This window comes from Variovorax humicola (assembly GCF_037889915.1).
GTDB classification, from domain to species: domain Bacteria; phylum Pseudomonadota; class Gammaproteobacteria; order Burkholderiales; family Burkholderiaceae_C; genus Variovorax; species Variovorax humicola.
Map to the genome: position 1 here is coordinate 184,192 of NZ_JBBKZV010000007.1, position 17,302 is coordinate 201,493.

Consider the following 17,302-nt stretch of genomic DNA (forward strand, 5'->3'; position numbering starts at 1 on the left):
TTATCTCCGTGCCACCGCAGAGCGGCTCAGCAAGCCGTTGGGGAACAGCACCAGCACCAGCACGAACACCCCGTACAGCAGCACGGAGCGGAAGGTGGCCGAGGTCAGGGCGACGCCATAGGTCTCGATGACGCCAAGCAGCAGCGCCGCCGCCAGCCCCGCCATGAGGTTGCCGAGGCCGCCCATGATGATCACGATGAAGCCCGCGATGGTCAGCGGAAAACCCACGAAGGGCGAAAACTGCTCCAGCATGGATATCAGCGCGCCCGCAAGCGCCGCGCTGCCGAAGCCGAGCGCGAAGCTCAGCCACTGCACGCGGTTGACGTCCACACCCACCACATAGGCCGCCTCGCGCCGCTCAATCAATGCACGCATGGCCAGCCCGGTCACGCTGCGGCGAAGGAACAGCGCCACCGCCAGGCAGGCGCCGCCAGCCACGGCCAGCGCCAGCAGCCGGTTGCCCGTCATGGAGACATTGCCCACGTGCAGGACCTGGTCGAGGTAGCTGTAGGCCTGCGAGTTGGGCGAGAAGGCCAGCGCCATGATGTTCTGGATGACGATGGACAGCCCGAAGAACAGCAGCAGCGAGTTGCCTTCCATGCGGTTGCCGCCGCCGTTGCGCTGGCTCGACAGCAGGCGCTTGAAGAAGGTCCGGTACATCAGATAGCCCAGGCCCGCGCCGCCCAGCGCGACCAGCGGCATGGCGTACAGCGGCGCGATACCGAGCGCGCTGTAGGCCACGAAAGCCGCGTAGGCGCCGAGCATCACGATGTCGCCGTGTGCCACGTTGAGCATGCGCATGGTGCCGTAGACCAGATTCAGGCCCAGGGCCACCAGTCCGTAGAGGGAGCCCGCCAGCAGCGCCGCGAACAGCAACTGCCCGGACAGCAGGATGTCGATGAATGACATGTGCGCAGTTGCCGTTCCGACTTACCAGGCCTTCTTGGTCTGCAGCGGACCGGTGGCCATGGATTGCGGCCACACGAGCTGCATCTTTCCCTTCTGGTACTGCACGAAGGCGGTCGGGGTGATGGCGTTCTCGACGCCGTTGAAGCGCACCGGGCCGTTGATGGTCTGGAAGGTGTCCGTGCTGATCTGCTCCCGGATCCTGGCCTTGTCCAGGCCGTTCTTGGCCACGGCGGTTTCCAGGATTTCCAGCGACATCCAGGCCAGCGAGGAGTTCAGGTAGTCGGGCTCTTCGCCGAACTTCTTGACGTAGGCGTCGTAGAAGGCCTGCGAGCCTTTCCACTCGGCCTTGGGCGCCCAGTGGGCGATGGTGATTACGCCTTCGGTGGAGCTGGCGCCCACGGCCTTGGGGAAGAAGGCATCGCTGGGCCCGACGGCCACGAACTGGTAGGGGCTGGCGATGCCCAGTTCCTTGGCCTGCTTGGCATAGAGCACCGAGTCGCCCGGGTAGGCGAGCGCGATCACGGCATCGGGGTTGAGTTGCTTGACCTGGGTCAGCGTGGAGGTCATGTCCTTGATGTCCGGCGGATAGTCGGTGGACAGCTTGACCTCGATGCCGGCCTTCTTGAGCTCGGGTTCCAGGAAGGTCTTGATTTCCTTGGTGAAGGGCAGCACGTTCGCCAGCACCGCCACGCTCTTGACGTTCTGGGCCTTGAGCATGGCAGCCAGTTCGCTGCCCAGCCGGTCAGGAATGGCCGAGGTCGGGAACCAGATGTAGCCCGGCTTGACCTGCCGCAGCGCCACCGAGGCAGCGGTGTTGCCCACCATCGGGAACTTGTATTTCTCCAGCACCGGCGCAATGGAGATGTGGAATGGCGTGCCCCACGGCGCGAGCAGCAGGTCCACCTTGTCGTCGGTAATGAGCTTCTCGTAGATGCGAACGGCCTGGTCGGGACGGGACTGGTCGTCGTAGGTGACGAATTCAACCTTGCGCATGACCCCGCCGACGTTCAGGCCACCGCGCGCGTTGACCTGTTCGCGCCACAGCTCGTAGGTGTTGAGCTGCGAAGGCGTGGCATTGGCCAGCATGCCAGTGCGTGCCATCGAGAAGCCGAGGCGGACGGCGGGCGCGCCCTGCGCCAGGGCGCCGGCGGCCATGCTGCTCAACAGCACGCCGGCAATTGCGGTGGAGACGGCGCGGCGCGTGAGATGGAACAGGTTCATGGTATGTCTCATTGAGGTGGGTTTTGTTGGTCGAATCTGCCGGTGCGGCGCATCCAGGTGGCCGCCCTTTCGGGCCAGCCGTCTGCCTCTTCCACACCGCACGCCAGGCTGGCGTCGAAGTGGTCGCAGTTCTTGAGCACCATGCGCTCGACGGCAACGCCTCGCCGCTCCAGTTCATGGCACATCTCCTGCGCCTGGCTGACCAGGTGCGGGAAGTCTTTCTCGCCGTGGGCGATGAAGAAGGACGGGCAAGCCGCGGGCGTCAACACCCGCACCGGCGATGCCTCGTGCTCCGCCGCGCCGTCGTCGGCCGGCCCCAGGAAGCGCGGCCGGATGCTCAGGCCGCTTCCCGCGCCGAAGCGGTACACGCCGGAAACCGGCAGACATCCCTGCAGCACCTGCGGCGGCAGTTGGCGCGCCGTCCGCCAACCCTGCGTGACGGCCAGCAGCGCCGCCAGGTGCCCTCCTGCCGAATGGCCGCCGACGAACAACCGCTGCGGGTCGCCGCCATGGGGGCCGATGTTCGCGGCGACCCACGACACGGCGTCGGCGGCGTCATCCCGGCACGCGGGAAAGACGTGCCCGGGCGCGAGCCGGTATCCGGGACACACCAGCGTGACGCCACACGCGACGAGCGCAGGGGCCATGAAGTGCATCCACTCCTTGTAGCCATTGGTCCAGCCGCCGCCGTGGAAGAACACCAGCACCTCACCCGTGGGAGTTTGCGCGGGGAAAACCGTCAGTGACTGATAGGTGTTAGCTCCGTAGGAGAACTCGAGCCCCTGTACAGCCTGGCCTTGCGCCATGACGCGTTGGTGATACGCCGCGCCAATCGGCGACATCGGCTCCTGCGGAGCGTAGTGATTCAGATCCATGTTCTCCTTCTCCCTCACGCCTGGCCGCTGGCCGACAGATGGGCGCCCAGCACCCGCTCCGACGTCAGTGGCAATGAACGCACGCGCGCGCCGCCGAGCGCATGCGACACCGCGTTGGCGATGGCCGCGGCCACGGTGTTGATACCAATCTCGCCCACGCTCTTGGCCCCGAAGGGACCGGTAGGCTCGCCCGACTCGACGATGAAGGACTGCAGCGTGGCAGGCAGCTCGGCGAAGGTCGGGATTTTGTAGTCCATCAGGCTGGGGTTGGCCAGGCGGCCGCCATCCCACACCATTTCCTCGGTCAGCGCATAACCCATGCCCTGGACGAATGCCCCCTCGATCTGGCCCTTGACCGACAGAGGGTTGATGGCACGGCCCACGTCGCACGCCGACCAGGCGCCCAGCACCTTGACCTTGCCCGTGGTCTCGTCCACTTCCACCTCGACCACCAGCGCGCCGAAGCTGAAGATCCCGATCTGCGGGAAAGGCAGGCCCAGCGCGGCGGCGCGCTTCGGGTCCAGTGTGGGCTTGTCGAAGATCCAGCTGTGCGAACCGATGATCGGCCCGCCCCTGGCCCAATGCGCCCGGCCCGAGACCTCGGCGAAGCTCACCTGGCGCTCCTCGCCTACCGGGCCCAGCCAGCCGCCCAGGCGCAGCTCGATCCGCTCGACCGACACCTCCAGCATTTCGGCTGCATGCACCTTGAGCTTCTGCACCACCTCTTCGGCGGCCTTGACCACCGAGTTGCCGGTCACGTAGGTCACGCGACTGGCGGTCGTGCCCCAGTTGTAGGGCGAGCCGTCGGTGTCGGGGCTGGCGATGGCCACCCGCTCGAACGGCACGCGCAGCGCCTCGGCGCACAACTGCACCAGCACCGTGTTGGAGCCCTGGCCGATATCCACCGCGCCGGTGTTGAGCACGATGCTGCCGTCTTCGAGCATCCGCACGATGGCGCCCGAGGCCAACAGGCCGCTGATGTGGCCCGACAGGGCCACGCCCATGCCGCGCCGACGACCGCCCACGGCGACGCCGCCGCGGGCCAGTTTCTCGCTCCAGCCCGACGCACGCTGAACAGTGTCCACGCATTCGGCCAGGCCGTTGGAGGTCAGCGCCTGTCCGCCGAACCAGGTGTCCGTCGGCGCGAGCATGTTGTGCCGGCGGAAGGCCACGGGGTCCATGCCGGCAAGCCGGGCCAGTTCATCGAGCTGCTGCTCGGACGCGAACGTGACCTGCGGCACGCCGAAGCCGCGCATGGCACCGAAGCGCAACTTGTTGGTGTAGACCACGCGGCCATGCGCGCGCACGTTGGGAATGCGATACGGCCCGCAATTCATGAGCAGCGCGTAGCCCAGCACGCCCGGGCTGTCATCGCCATAGGCACCGCCGTCGAGCACCAGCTCCACCTCTCGCGCCACCAGCGTGCCGTCGCGCCGGGCGCCGGTGCGCATGCGGATGTGGAAGGGATGGCGGGCACGGACCGATTCGAAATCCTCCTCGCGGCTGAGGATGATCTTGACCGGCCTCTTCGCCTTGAGCGCCAGCAGCACCGTGACCGGCTGCACGTGGGCTTCCATCTTGTTGCCGAAGCCCGCGCCGATGCGCGGCGTGAGGCATCGGAGCCGCGTCATCGGCAGCCCCAGGCTCTCGCAAACGCTGGCCTGCACCCGGAACACGGATTGGTTGGCCGACCACAGCGTGACGCGGCCGGCCGCGTCGACTTCGGCCAGCGCGCCGCAAGGCTCCATGGACAGGTGGGCCTGCGCCTGCGTCTGGAAGGTGTTCTCGACCACGAAGTCGCACCCCGCCCAGGCCGCGTCGGCATCGCCCTGGCTCAGCTCGGTACGCGAGCACAGATTGCCCGAGGTACCTGCGTCGAAATGGGTGACGTAGCTGGCGGTGTTCTCGTGCACCAGCGCCGAGGCGGGCTCCAGCGCCGTCAGTGGATCGAGCACCGGAGGCAGGCTCTTGTAGTCGACGCGGATCAGGCGCGTGGCCTGCCGCGCGATGGCTTCGGTGTCGGCCGCGACGGCAGCAACGATCTCGCCCACGTAGCGCACCTTGCCCTTCGCCATGGCAGGCTCATCCTTGATGAAGGCGCCCATCCGGTGATCGGCGGATATGTCGTCGCCGGTAACGATGGCGCGCACGCCCGGCAGCGCGAGCGCCTCGCTGATGTCGTACGACACGATGCGCGCATGCGCATGCGGGCTTTGCAGGATCGCGCCGTGCAGCATGCCGGGGCGCGCGAGGTCGGCGATGTACTGGGCGGATCCGTCGAGCTTCTCGGCGCTTTCGCCCTGCGGCAACGAAAGGCCGACGGCGGAAAAGTCCCAGGCGGCAGCGGCTTTCATTGGGAGCCTCCCGCGGACTTCAGTGCCGCAGCCGCGGCCCGGATGGCGCTGATGATGGAGGCGTAGCCCGTGCAGCGGCAAAGATTGCCCGACAGGTTGGCGCGCACGTCCTGATCGGTAGGATCGGGTGTACCGCGCAGCAGCGAATAGGCGCTGATCAGCATGCCCGGCGTGCAGAAGCCGCACTGGAAACCGCCCTCGTGGGCAAAGGCATGCTGCAAGGCGTTCATGACCGGGTCTTCGCGCAGGCCTTCGAGCGTGGTGATCTCGCTGGAGCCGCAGTTCTGCGTGAGCGTCAGGCAGGCGCGCGCAGTCTTGCCGTCGACCATGACGGTGCAGCCGCCGCACACGCCCTGGTTGCAGCCGCGCTTGGCGGCAGTGAGGCCAAGGTCCGAACGCAGCGTGCTCAGCAGCGTATCGGTCAGTGCGGCCTGGGCCACCACCTCGGTCCGGTTGACCTTGAGCGTCACCGCCTGGGCGGCGACCGATGTCAATGTGGCTTGCATCACTTGGCTCCCGAATCGTTTTGAACAGTCTTCACCGCCGTCGCCAGCATGCGAGGGATCAGCAGGCGGCGGTAGTCGGCGCTGCCTCGGACGTCGTCGAGCGGGTCGGCGAGTTCCTGCAGCTGCGCGCCGGCATCGGCCAGCGCGGCGTCGCTGCGGTCACGCGACAGCAGTTCGTCCACCGCATCGCTGTGCAGCGGGCACGGGCCACAGCCGCCGACAGCCACGCGCCAACCACCTGCCCCATTGACGGCCGCCGCGACGGACGCGGTGGCGTAGTCGCCGACCACGCGCGCATGCTTGAGGTAGTAGCCGGTGCCGCCAGCCGGCCTCGGCAGCAACACGGCGCAGACAATTTCGCCGGGCTCCAGCGCAGTGGTGTACCAATCCAGGAAGAAGTCTTCCGCGCGCAGTGTGCGGCGGCCGCCGACGCCCGCCACCTCGACCTCCGCACCCGCCGCCACCAGGGCGGGCGGATAGTCCAGCCCTGGATCCGCGAAAGAGATGGAGCCACCGATGGTGCCCATGTTGCGCACCGTGGCATTGGCGATCTGCGAGGCCGCGTGCGGCACCACGCGCGATGCACCCAAGGGCAGCTCACAAGCAGCGGTTTCGCGATGGCGCGTGAAGGCGCCTATGCGGATGCGGCCATCCGCCAGGACGGCGATGCCGCGAATCTCTGGAATATCCGCCAGGCTGACCAGCATCTGCGGCTCCAGCACGCGCGCGTTGATCATGGCCACCAGCGTGGCCCCGCCCGAGATCGGCTTGGCGTCCGGCTCGTCGGCCAGCAGCCTGACCGCCTCTTCCACGCTCGTGGGGCGCCACAGTCCCGTCGAGTTGCTCATGATGCTCTCCTCAGCAGGCTCAGGAAGCGGCCGGGCTGCGGCCCAGCAGCCAGTCCAGCAGGCGGCGCCACCAGGGCCGTTGGGCGGCGGCCGCGACCGATGGCATCGCGGCTACCTGCGCGGGAGCAACTGCTGGGGCGGCCATGGGTGCAACTGCGGGCTCGATTGCAGGCGAGGCTGGGACCGAATCCACGGATGCGCCCGAGCCTGCAGTCACGGCTGCCGGCGCAGCGGCCGCGGGCTGCAGCGACTCCAGCCGCTTGCGCAGATTCGCCGCGAACTCGTCGCCCATGCTCTGCGCCTTCTTCTTCATCATGCCCAGCGCAAACCGCCCCAGGCGCCCGGTCAGGTTCACTTCGGAGCGGTAGCACACCACCGAACCTTCAGGGCCCGGCGTCAGCGTCACCACGCTGTCGGCCTGCAGCGAGCTGGCGCGGCCACCCTCCTCGCCCCGGGTCACCGACCAGATGTTGTTCTCGTCCCGGCGCGTGATCTCGACCTGCAATTCGAACTGCGCGCGGATGCCCGCCATTGCAATCACGACGACGGCGCGGTAGCGGTCATCATCCAGTCGTTCGAGCGCCTCGCAGCCGGGCAGGCATGACGCCATCAGGCTGGCGTCGAGCAGATGGACCATCAGCGCATCGGGCGCCGCGGCGACGGGGAACTGGCCTTCGATCAGCATGGTCTTGTACGGTCTTCAGCGTGGAATGCGGGCAACGATCATCTTGGGATCGACAGGGCGACCGTCCTTCACCACAACGTTTCCGTCCAGGGCAATCGTGCAGTCGCGCATGGGGAGGTCGTAGTGACCACGGGTCACGCGCTTGCCTCCGCCCTGGCTGTTGGGTCCGGTGGAGAAAAGGAAGTTGCCTGGAAAACTCCGCACCGCTGCGCGATTGTGCTCGGGTGCGTCGCCGAACAGTGCAATGGAGTCCCACCTGCATTGCGGGTTCAGGCCCCAGCCCAGGTGGGAAATGGCAAAGGGGTCGCGATCGTCGGGTCCGGTCTTGCCTTCGCTGAGCCAGTCACGCATCAGCATGGCATCCAGCCCGCCCTTGATGCTGGTGATGTGGCCGCCTTCGATCTCGAGATCGATCCGATCCTGCACGTAGCGGCAGTAAGGCAGCACCACGATGTCGCCGGGCTGCACCACTACACGGCCGCGCGCACTGCCCTCGTTGGGAAAGGTGTGCAGCAAGCCGACGCCCCAGTGGTCGAAGCGGCCCGGCTCGTCGGCCATGCCGTACTGGCTCATCACCGGGTACTCGCCGCACTCGTAGGTGAGGTCGGTGCCGGCCTCGCTGGTGACACGCACCTGCCGGGTCTTCTCGTAAAGGGCGTGCGCATGCAGCACGGCTTCTTTCAGGCCCGGGGGCGATTGCAGTTGCTCCAGGTCGTCCGGGCAGTCGATGATCATCTGGACGCGCACGCCGTTGTTCATGACCTGCTTGAGCCACTTGGCGAACAGCGGCACGTGGAAGATCAGCACCATGTCGCAGGCCATCAGCGCCTCCAGCGTGCCCTTGCACTCGCCGATGGTGGGCACGCCCACCTTGGTCCAGCCGGGGATCATGTTGACCCGCATCTCGTAGATGTTGATGCCCAGCTCATCGGCCGCGGCAAACGCGCCCTGGATGTACTCGGGCCGCGTCCCCAGGTCGCTCACGATGGCAACCGTCTGGCCGCGCGACAACTTGCACAGCTCGAACTGCTTCTTGAACAGCCCGGGCAGCTTTGCCGGATTGGTCTCTTGGCTACGGATTGCCGAGTGCATGAGGACTCCTTTTCAACAGGTGGGTAGACGTTGCGTTGCGGCATTTTTCGCCGTCGCCGCATTCGATTGATTAAAGAATACCATTCATTTTACAAAGATGCTTTAGGTCTAAACCAAAATAGGGTATTCACCTATGAAACCACCCTGAAACCACTCAGCTTCGCGGTCGAAGACGCAGGGATTTGATTCAGATGTAAACTGAAAGGTGATTGTTTTTCAGTTCCTGAAGATCGCTCGCAATCGACCCTCCAAGACAACCTTAGAAGTACATGGCACAAACAAAAAAAGTCGAGGTCAAGGCAGCCATCCTGGCGGCCGCTTTTGAGCTGTTCCGTGACAAGGGTTATGCGGACACGTCGATCCCTGCGATTGCCAAGGCCGCCGGAACGTCCACCGCCAACGTCTACGTCTACTTCAACTCGAAGCTGGACATCCTGTTCACGCTCTACGGCCCGTGGCTTCAGGTCAGGCTGGACCGCCTCGACCGTTCCCTGCACCGCATCAGGTCTCCGCAGAAGCGGCTTGAAAAGCTGTTGCTGGGCCTGTGGCACGACTTGCCGTACGAGGACAACGGCTTCTCCAGCAATCTGGTGCAGGCGCTCGCGTCGACGTCGAAGAACGACTATGACCCTTCCTTGCGCAAGCAATTCCAGGATCGCGTCGCGCGCTGGCTGACGGACATGCTTCCCAACCTGCAGCAAAACGCGGACACGCTGGCCGGCATCCTGCTGATGGCCTTCGACGGGTTTGCAATCAACGCGCGCTTGTCGCACGGGATGAACTTCAACCCCAGCATGGCACGCGTGACAAGCGACCTGCTCGCAGCTCCCGAACCCCCGACAACCAACCGCTAGGGTTTCAGGCCCCGCTTCAACTTCGATTCGATGTCGTCGAGTACCGGAAGCAGGTCGGCGACCGAATCGATGACGTAGTGCGCGCCCGCGGCCCTGAGCCTTGCCGTGGCGGCCTGCCGCAACATATCTTGTCGGGCCGCATCGAGCCCTCGCCACTCCGCCAGCGACAGACCCATTTCGTTGCCGCTGACCGCCAGCCCCACGGTCCAGGTGCCGGCGTTCACGCCTTCCTCGATGCCGTCGCCGGTGTCGTCGACCTTCACCACGCTCGACGGCGGCCACACGCCGATGTCGGCGAAGGTGCGGTACATCCCCAGCGGCGACGGCCGGCCGGCAGCCAGGTCGCCTGCGCACACCATGTTGTCGGGCGCATAGCCACCCGCCGCCGCGATCGGCGTGACCGTGGCCATGATTTCGCGGTTGCATCCGTGGTCGAACCCATTTTCAGGCCCCGCGCGCGGACCGCATTCACCGTATCGACCGCGCCTGGAATGAAGTCCGCGTACTCGGCGGCCGCCGCGGCGCTCATCGGCGTGAAGATGTCGTAGAGATGGTCCACATCCGCATCGGCAAAAGCCTTGCCGTGCACCCTCTCCCATTGCGCAGCGATGCGAGGCAACGTGCCGACCGCCTTGATGTGGTCCCACTTCGCCATGCCCATCGGGCCGCGTGCTTCAGCGATCGTCAGCTCAATGCCGAACTTCTCGAACAAACGCACGAAGGCGCCCATCGGCGCGCACGAGCCGAAGTCGATGATGGTCCCGGCCCAGTCGAAGACGACGGCACTGAGTGCGGTGGATTGGATGGATGGCATGTCTACTGGCTTTCCTGGAAGGGAATGGCTACCAGCCCGCGAACACATCTTCGGCAATGCCGAAGGCCGTGCTCGCGCCGGTGCCACTGGTGACGATGACCACGCGCGTGGCGTCGTCGGGCTTGTCGATGAGGCAATCGGCGGTGTCCGACGAGGGATAGGTGCCGACCCAGCGTTCAGTGACCCTGGCCTGCTTTAGGCGCAATGTTTCGTGCATGTGTCCGATGATCAACTCGTCCACACGCTGGTCGGCAAAGGGCTCCGGTGTGGCGGCGTAATGATGGGAGTCGCCGACCACCAGCGAGCCGTCCGCGCTTTGCACCACGATCAGGTGGATGCCGTTGGCCAGCGACTCGACCGCCTCGCGCCGGATCTGTTCCAGCAGCGGCGCGGCGGCCGGCAACTTGCTGTAGCCGTGGTAGCGCACCAGGCTCAGGTCGCTCATCACCGAGCCAGGCAGCTTGAAGCCTGGCTCCGGTTGCACCCGCAGCATGTGCAACTGGCACAGGCGCAGCCGATGCGGCGTCAGGCGCTCGGCAAACAGGCCGTTCAGGTCGGTGTTGGTGCAGACCGCGACGCGCGTCGCATGCAGCACGCCGCGGGATGTGCGCACACGCGGCGTCGCGAGTGGAAGCCTGAGCGATGGCGTTGTCATTGGCGGACATCGAAACGCTGTTTGCCCGCCACGGCGCCGCGCAGTACAGCGGCGAACCGGTCACGCAGCTCGCCCATGCCTTGCAAACCGCCTGGCTGGCGGAACAGGCGGATGCCGACGATCAACTGGTCACCGCGGCCTTGCTGCACGACCTCGGCCACCTCCTCAACGACCAGGGCGAATCGCCAACGCTGCGCGGCCTCGACGACCTGCACCCGTATTTCGCCCTGCCCTTCCTGCGCGGCGTCTTCAGCGAGCGCGTGCTCGGCGCCATCCAGTGGCACGTCGACGCCAAGCGCTACCTGTGCGCGACGCGGCCCGCGTATTGGCAAGCCCTGTCCGCCGACTCCCAACGCAGCCTCGAACTGCAGGGCGGCATCTTCTCCCCCGAACAGGCCAGCGACTTCATCGCGCTGGCACACGCAAGCGAGGCCGTACAGGTTCGCCTGTGGGACGACAAGGCCAAATCACCGGACCTCGCCACCCCACCGCTCGCACACTACCTGCAGCGCGCGCAGCGCTGCATGCGGGTCGACTATGCGCTGCGCACGCAGTCCGCGTAATACCGCTTCCTGCCCGTCTCGTCGACCCTGGCAACCAGCCCGTGGATGTCGGTCTCGAAGCCGGGGCATTCGGTATTGAACTCGCGCGCGAACTTCAGGTAGTCGACGATCTTCTTGTTGAACACTTCGCCCGGTATCAGCAACGGAATGCCCGGCGGGTAAGGCGTGATCAGGCTCGTGGTGATGCGGCCTTCGAGATGGTCGATCTCGACGCGCTCGGTCTTGCGGTGCGCGATGTGCGCGTAGGCGTCGCTGGGCTTCATCGCCGGCGTCAGGTCGCTCAGGTACATCTCGGTAGTCAGCCTCGCCACGTCGTAGCGCGCATACAGCCGGTGGATATGCAGGCACAGGTCGCGCAGCCCGAGGCGCTCGTAACCCGGATGCTGTGCGCAGAACTCCGGCAGGATGCGCCACATCGGCTGGTTGCGCGCATAGTCGTCCTTGAACTGCTGCAGTGCCGTCAACAGCGTGTTCCAGCGGCCCTTGGTGATGCCGATGGTGAACATGATGAAGAAGCTGTAGAGCCCGGTCTTCTCCACGATCACGCCATGCTCCGCCAGGAACTTGGTCACCACGCTGGCCGGAATGCCGGTCTCGGCGAACTTGCCTTGCAGGTCGAGGCCCGGCGTGACGATGGTCGACTTGATCGGGTCGAGCATGTTGAAGCCATCGGCCAGCTTGCCGAAGCCGTGCCAGTTGCGGGCGGTGCTCTTGGTCTTCTTGTCGCTGCTGCCCTCGCCCTTCATCACCCAGTCCTCGGCGCGGCCGATACCTTCGTCGACGAGCTTCTCGGGGCCCCAGACCTTGAACCACCATTCGTCCTTGCCGAACTCTTCCTCGACCTTGCGCATGGCACGGCGGAAATCGAGCGCTTCGAGGATCGACTCTTCCACGAGTGCGGTGCCGCCGGGCGGCTCCATCATGGCGGCGGCCACGTCGCAGCTCGCGATGATCGCGTACTGCGGGCTGGTCGACGAGTGCATCAGGTAGGCCTCGTTGAACAGGTCGCGGTCGAGCGCACGGTTCTGCGAGTCCTGCACCAGCACGTGGCTGGCCTGGCTGATGCCGGCCAGCAGCTTGTGCGTGGATTGCGTGGCAAACACCAGCGACTCCTTCGGCCGCACCCGGCGCTTGCCCATCGCGTGGTAGGCGCCATAGAACGGGTGGAAGGCCGCGTGCGGTAGCCAGGCCTCGTCGAAGTGCAGCGTGTCGACGTAGCCGTCGAGCATGGTCTTGATGGTCTCGGTGTTGTAGATCACGCCGTCGTACGTCGACTGCGTGAGCGTCATCACGCGCGGCTTGACCTTGTCGGCGTCGATACCCGCGAGCAACGGGTTGGCCTTGATCTTGGCCTTGATCGCGCTCTGCTCGAACTCGCTCTTGGGGATCGGGCCGATGATGCCGAAGTGGTTGCGCGTGGGCTTCATGAAGACGGGAATCGCACCCGTCATGATGATCGCGTGCAGGATCGACTTGTGGCAGTTGCGGTCCACCACCACCACGTCGTCCGGAGCGACCGTGTGATGCCACACCATCTTGTTGCTGGTGCTGGTGCCGTTGGTCACGAAGAAACAATGGTCGGCATTGAAGATGCGCGCCGCGTTGCGCTCGCTGGCCGCGACCGGGCCGGTGTGGTCGAGCAATTGGCCGAGTTCTTCCACCGCGTTGCAGACGTCGGCGCGCAGCATGTTCTCGCCGAAGAACTGGTGGAACATCTGGCCGACCGGGCTTTTCAGGAAGGCCACGCCGCCCGAGTGGCCGGGGCAGTGCCAGGAATACGAGCCGTCTTCCGCATAGTCGATCAGCGCCTTGAAGAATGGCGGCTGCACGCCCTCGAGATAGCTCTTGGCCTCGCGGATGATGTGGCGCGCCACGAACTCCGGCGTGTCCTCGAACATGTGGATGAAGCCATGCAGCTCGCGCAGGATGTCGTTAGGCAGGTGGCGCGAGGTTCTGGTCTCGCCATAGATGTAGATCGGCACCTCGGCGTTCTTGCGGCGCACCTGCTCGATGAAGCTGCGCAGGTTGAGCACGGCGGGGTCGAGGTCCGGACCTGGTGTGAACTCTTCGTCGTCGATCGACAGGATGAACGCGCTGGCGCGGCTCTGTTGCTGGGCGAACTGGCTCAGGTCGCCGTAGCTGGTCACGCCCAGCACTTCGAAGCCCTCGCTTTCGATGGCCTGTGCGAGCGCGCGGATGCCAAGCCCCGAGGTGTTCTCGGCGCGGAAGTCCTCGTCGATGATGACGATGGGAAAGCGGAATTTCATGGGCGTGCCCGGATGGGGAAAAGAGGCGCGAAGTGTAAGGAATTCGGATGGCAGCTGTCTGACCGTATGTCAGAGAATGCAGCCGAAGTCACAAGCAGGAGTTTTTTCATGGAGCATTCCACCGTCTGGTGGTTGATCGCGGGGGCCGCCATCGTGGTGGAACTGATGTCCGGCACGGTGTACCTGCTGCTGCTCGGCGCGGGCTTTGCAGCGGCGGCAGTTTCGGCACATCTTGGCGCGGGTTTTACGACTCAGCTGGTCGTGGCCGCCGTTATCGGCGTGGGTGCGGTGCTGGTTTGGTATGTCATTCGCAAGCGCCGCCCGCCCGAGCTGCCGACGCAATCCAACCCCGACGTCAACCTCGACGTGGGCGAAAGCGTGCAGGTCGATGCCTGGAACCCCGACGGCACGGCCAGCGTGCGCTATCGGGGCGCCCAATGGACGGTCATTCATCGTCCTGGCGTGATCCCCACCGCCGGTCCGCATCGTGTGGCCGAGGTGATCGGCAGCCGACTCGTCGTCGACAGAATCTGAATCAAAGAGAACACCAAAAAGGAAACCGCAACATGGAAGTCGCAGCCGTCATCCTCGTCATCGCCATCATCTTCATCAGCCAGTCGGTCAAGTTCGTGCCACAGCAAAACGCCTGGGTGCGCGAGCGGCTGGGCAAGTACAACGGCACGATGACGCCGGGACCGAACTTCCTGATCCCCTTCATAGACCGGGTGGCCTACAAGCACAGCCTGAAGGAGATTCCGCTCGACGTGCCCAGCCAGATCTGCATCACGCGCGACAACACGCAACTGCAGGTCGACGGCATCCTCTACTTCCAGGTGACCGACCCGATGCGCGCGAGCTACGGCTCGTCCAACTACATCGTGGCAGTGACGCAGCTTGCGCAAACGTCGCTGCGCAGCGTGATCGGCAAGCTGGAACTCGACAAGACCTTCGAGGAACGCGACATCATCAATGCACAGGTGGTGGCCGCCATCGACGAGGCGGCGCTGAACTGGGGCGTGAAGGTGCTGCGCTACGAGATCAAGGACCTGACGCCGCCCAAGGAAATCCTGCAGGCGATGCAGCGCCAGATCACGGCCGAGCGCGAAAAGCGCGCGCTGATCGCCGCGTCGGAGGGCCGCCGCCAGGAACAGATCAACATCGCCACCGGCGAGCGCGAGGCCTTCATTGCCCGCTCCGAGGGCGAGAAGCAGGCGCAGATCAACAACGCCCAGGGCGAGGCGGCTGCCATCACGGCGGTGGCCGAGGCGACCGCCGGCGCCATCTCGCTCGTGGCCGCTGCCATCCGCCAGCCGGGTGGCGAGCAAGCAGTGCAACTCAAGGTGGCCGAACGCGCCGTGGACGCCTACGGCAAAGTCGCCGCGGATTCCAAGACCACGCTCATCGTGCCCAGCAACATGACCGAGACGGCCGCCTTGATCGCTTCCGCGATGCGAATGGTGCAAGCCGGAAAAACCTCGACTTCAGCGGGTTAGAATCATGGGCTTCGGAGCGGTGGATGAGTGGTTTAAGTCGCACGCCTGGAAAGCGTGTGAGGGTTAATAGCCCTCCGCGGGTTCGAATCCCGCCTGCTCCGCCACAACACAAGTAAATACGGGCCCTCGCGGCCCGTTTTGCTTTTTGTCCCAACAAAAGTTCCACACATTGGTTGCGGACTCGCGTCCCGCCAATGCGCTCAGATGCAGCGGTCGTGGCGTTTCATGCGGACGTTGCGGTGAACAAGCACATCGGGCTCCTTGAAGTCGCATTCCGAAGCGCGAACCGAAACGTGCTATCGAAGTCCCGGGATGTGTGCTTGCTACCAAGCCCGAGGGCAACCAGGAATCAGCTGGAGGGGCGCTTGCAGATCATGCGGCCGGTCTTCTTGTCCCAGTGGCATTTTTTGGAAGCAGCCGATGCGTCTGAAGGCGCCAAGACGGCAAGCCCCACGAAAGCGACGACACTTGAAAGAATCAGGTTCTTGAGGTTTTTCACGCGGGCACTTTACCGCATGCCTTGGTCGAGCCGGATGACAATGACTTTGACCTCCTCGGCTTCGTCAAGTCACGCAGACCCGGTCATACAGATTGGCTGCACCTTGATACAGATACCGTCTTCGCAGAGCCCACGGCGCGCGTACAGCGTGGGCAAAGGACTGAGGGGCGAAGCGCGGGCTTGGGAAGAACAAGATTGCCCAACTTCACGCGGGCAAAAAAGAGGCCCGCACTCAAGCGGGCCTAAGGATCTGTGGTTAGGAGACCCATGGAGAAACCACTAGCCGTGCTCACAATGAGCCCAAAAATGTGAATTTGCAAGTTCCAAATGTAAAAAAGGGGCCCGGAGGCCCCTTTTTTAACGTTCTGACGAGCAGTTCGATCAGCGCACCACGGCGATTTGCGTACGCGCGCCACCCTTGTAGGTGTACAGCGTCAGCGCACCGTTCTTGATGTCGCCCTTTTCGTCGAAAGCGATCGGGCCAGTCAGGCCGTCGTAGTGGGTCTTGCTGACCTCAGGGAGGTAGACGGCTGGGTCCGAAGACTTTGCCTTTTCCATGGCGGCAGCCAGCACTTGCACGGCGTCATAGACGTACGGTGCATAGATCTGCACTTCGACGCCGTTCTTTTCCTTGAACTTGGCCTTCCATGCGTCCAACTTGGTCTTGAAATCGCCGTCCACACCGCCGGCTTCAGCGCACACGACCATGTCTTCGCCGATGGCATCGCCAGCCAGCTTGGCCAGTTCGCCCGTGCACAGGCCGTCGCCGCCCATGAACTTGACGGTCATGCCGAGTTGCTTGACCTGCTTGAGCATCGGGCCGCCGACGGCGTCCATGCCGCCGAAGAACAGGACGTCGGGCTTGGCGCCCTTCAGCTTGGTCAGGATGGCGTTGAAGTCGGTCGACTTGTCGGTGGTGAACTCATGGCCCACGATCGTGCCGCCGGCGGCCTTGGCAGCCTTTTCGAACTCTTCGGCAACACCCTGGCCGTAGGCGGTACGGTCGTCGATCACGGCGATGTTCTTGCCCTTCAGCGTTTCGACCGCGTACTTGCCGAGCGTCCCGCCGAGTTGCGTGTCGTCAGCCACCACGCGGAACGTGGTCTTGAAGCCTTGGCGCGTGTACTTCGGGTTGGTTGCCGACGGCGAGATTTGCGGGATGCCAGCGTCGCTGTACAGCTTCGAGGCAGGGATCGTGGTGCCCGAGTTCAAGTGACCGACGATACCGTTGACCTTGCTGTCGACCAGCTTCTGGGCCACTGCGGTGCCTTGCTTCGGATCGCCGGCGTCGTCTTCGGCCAGCAGTTCGAACTTGGCAACCTTGTCACCGATCTTGATGCCCTTGGCGTTCAGGTCCTCGATGGCCATCTTCGCGCCAAGCTCGTTGTCCTTGCCCAGGTGGGCGATCGCGCCACTGGTGGGGCCGACGTGACCGATCTTGACGACCAGCGCATCAGCAGGAGGTGCAGCGGGAGCGGGTGCAGCAGTGGTCGCCGCCGGAGTCGCTGCGGGGGCGGCAGCTTCTTCCTTCTTGCCGCAAGCCACTAGCGTGAGAGCAGCCAGGGCGACCGCAGTCCATTTCAATTGCATGGGAACCTCCAGAACATGGATGAGTAAGAAAACATGAAAAAACCGGTCGATCGAATCGGGCTTGCCACAGAGCAAAT

The 17,302-nt window shown here is 64.8% G+C and carries 15 protein-coding genes, 1 tRNA gene and 2 pseudogenes; 5 read left to right on the top strand and 13 right to left on the bottom strand.

Translation table 11 applies throughout. The features are described 5' to 3' along the window. From WKW80_RS14940 to WKW80_RS14975, 8 genes are read right to left on the bottom strand one after another with little or no spacing between them, the layout of a single operon-like run. The gene (locus WKW80_RS14940; protein ID WP_340364350.1) at nucleotides 1-909 is read right to left on the bottom strand and encodes a branched-chain amino acid ABC transporter permease; all 909 of its coding nucleotides are present in this window, start codon (nucleotides 907-909) and stop codon (nucleotides 1-3) included. A 21-nt stretch (nucleotides 910-930) separates the two neighbouring features. After that, complete coding sequence (locus tag WKW80_RS14945; RefSeq protein WP_340364351.1) at nucleotides 931-2,130, bottom strand: amino acid ABC transporter substrate-binding protein; 1,200 nt, start codon at nucleotides 2,128-2,130, stop codon at nucleotides 931-933. Between the two features lie 8 nt (nucleotides 2,131-2,138). Further along, nucleotides 2,139-3,005, bottom strand: a complete 867-nt coding sequence (locus WKW80_RS14950) for an alpha/beta hydrolase (protein ID WP_340364352.1) — start codon at nucleotides 3,003-3,005, stop codon at nucleotides 2,139-2,141. A gap of 14 nt (nucleotides 3,006-3,019) precedes the next feature. Further along, a complete protein-coding gene (locus tag WKW80_RS14955) occupies nucleotides 3,020-5,359 on the bottom strand; it encodes a xanthine dehydrogenase family protein molybdopterin-binding subunit (RefSeq protein WP_340364353.1) in 2,340 nt (779 codons plus the stop codon). Continuing rightward, nucleotides 5,356-5,865, bottom strand: a complete 510-nt coding sequence (locus WKW80_RS14960) for a (2Fe-2S)-binding protein (protein ID WP_340364354.1) — start codon at nucleotides 5,863-5,865, stop codon at nucleotides 5,356-5,358. Before WKW80_RS14960 ends, WKW80_RS14955 begins: the two co-directional genes overlap by 4 nt. Continuing rightward, entirely contained in the window at nucleotides 5,865-6,713 is an 849-nt protein-coding gene (locus WKW80_RS14965; protein ID WP_340364355.1) for an FAD binding domain-containing protein, read from the bottom strand. Before WKW80_RS14965 ends, WKW80_RS14960 begins: the two co-directional genes overlap by 1 nt. A gap of 19 nt (nucleotides 6,714-6,732) precedes the next feature. Beyond that, the gene (locus WKW80_RS14970; RefSeq protein WP_340364356.1) at nucleotides 6,733-7,398 is read right to left on the bottom strand and encodes an SRPBCC family protein; all 666 of its coding nucleotides are present in this window, start codon (nucleotides 7,396-7,398) and stop codon (nucleotides 6,733-6,735) included. Nucleotides 7,399-7,413: 15 nt separating this feature from the next. Further along, complete coding sequence (locus WKW80_RS14975) at nucleotides 7,414-8,490, bottom strand: 2,5-dihydroxypyridine 5,6-dioxygenase NicX family protein (protein WP_340364357.1); 1,077 nt, start codon at nucleotides 8,488-8,490, stop codon at nucleotides 7,414-7,416. Between the two features lie 269 nt (nucleotides 8,491-8,759). Here WKW80_RS14975 and WKW80_RS14980 point away from each other — a divergent pair, with 269 nt between their 5' ends. Continuing rightward, nucleotides 8,760-9,344 carry a TetR/AcrR family transcriptional regulator gene (locus WKW80_RS14980; protein WP_340364358.1) on the top strand — a complete coding sequence of 195 codons (585 nt, stop codon included), beginning with the start codon at nucleotides 8,760-8,762 and terminating at the stop codon, nucleotides 9,342-9,344. On the opposite strand, the pseudogene phnX reads toward WKW80_RS14980, so the two are convergent. Beyond that, a pseudogene (gene phnX, locus WKW80_RS14985) lies at nucleotides 9,341-10,158 on the bottom strand (phosphonoacetaldehyde hydrolase). The gene WKW80_RS14980 and the pseudogene phnX overlap by 4 nt on opposite strands. Nucleotides 10,159-10,186: 28 nt before the next feature. Next, a pseudogene (locus WKW80_RS14990) lies at nucleotides 10,187-10,792 on the bottom strand (FAD-dependent oxidoreductase); the annotation flags it as partial. Nucleotides 10,793-10,800: 8 nt separating this feature from the next. Between WKW80_RS14990 and WKW80_RS14995 the strand changes: the two are divergent. Beyond that, on the top strand, nucleotides 10,801-11,376 hold the full coding sequence (locus WKW80_RS14995) for a phosphonate degradation HD-domain oxygenase (protein ID WP_340364359.1): 576 nt from the start codon (nucleotides 10,801-10,803) through the stop codon (nucleotides 11,374-11,376). Here WKW80_RS14995 and WKW80_RS15000 read toward each other — a convergent pair. After that, on the bottom strand, nucleotides 11,349-13,643 hold the full coding sequence (locus WKW80_RS15000) for an Orn/Lys/Arg family decarboxylase (protein ID WP_340364360.1): 2,295 nt from the start codon (nucleotides 13,641-13,643) through the stop codon (nucleotides 11,349-11,351). The two genes, WKW80_RS14995 and WKW80_RS15000, sit on opposite strands and share 28 nt — an antisense overlap. A 108-nt stretch (nucleotides 13,644-13,751) precedes the next feature. Between WKW80_RS15000 and WKW80_RS15005 the strand changes: the two genes are divergently transcribed. The 3 genes from WKW80_RS15005 to WKW80_RS15015 all read left to right on the top strand — a co-directional run bounded on the left by WKW80_RS15005 (nucleotide 13,752) and on the right by WKW80_RS15015 (nucleotide 15,240). Further along, nucleotides 13,752-14,177 carry an NfeD family protein gene (locus WKW80_RS15005; protein WP_340364361.1) on the top strand — a complete coding sequence of 142 codons (426 nt, stop codon included), beginning with the start codon at nucleotides 13,752-13,754 and terminating at the stop codon, nucleotides 14,175-14,177. 32 nt (nucleotides 14,178-14,209) lie between these two features. Continuing rightward, nucleotides 14,210-15,136 carry an SPFH domain-containing protein gene (locus tag WKW80_RS15010; RefSeq protein ID WP_340364362.1) on the top strand — a complete coding sequence of 309 codons (927 nt, stop codon included), beginning with the start codon at nucleotides 14,210-14,212 and terminating at the stop codon, nucleotides 15,134-15,136. 13 nt (nucleotides 15,137-15,149) lie between these two features. Further along, nucleotides 15,150-15,240: transfer RNA gene (locus tag WKW80_RS15015), tRNA-Ser, on the top strand. A gap of 245 nt (nucleotides 15,241-15,485) precedes the next feature. Here WKW80_RS15015 and WKW80_RS15020 read toward each other — a convergent pair. Continuing rightward, a complete protein-coding gene (locus WKW80_RS15020) occupies nucleotides 15,486-15,635 on the bottom strand; it encodes an HHHH-motif protein (RefSeq protein WP_340364363.1) in 150 nt (49 codons plus the stop codon). Between the two features lie 381 nt (nucleotides 15,636-16,016). Beyond that, on the bottom strand, nucleotides 16,017-17,225 hold the full coding sequence (locus WKW80_RS15025; protein WP_340364364.1) for a branched-chain amino acid ABC transporter substrate-binding protein: 1,209 nt from the start codon (nucleotides 17,223-17,225) through the stop codon (nucleotides 16,017-16,019). Between the last annotated feature and the right edge of the window lie 77 nt (nucleotides 17,226-17,302).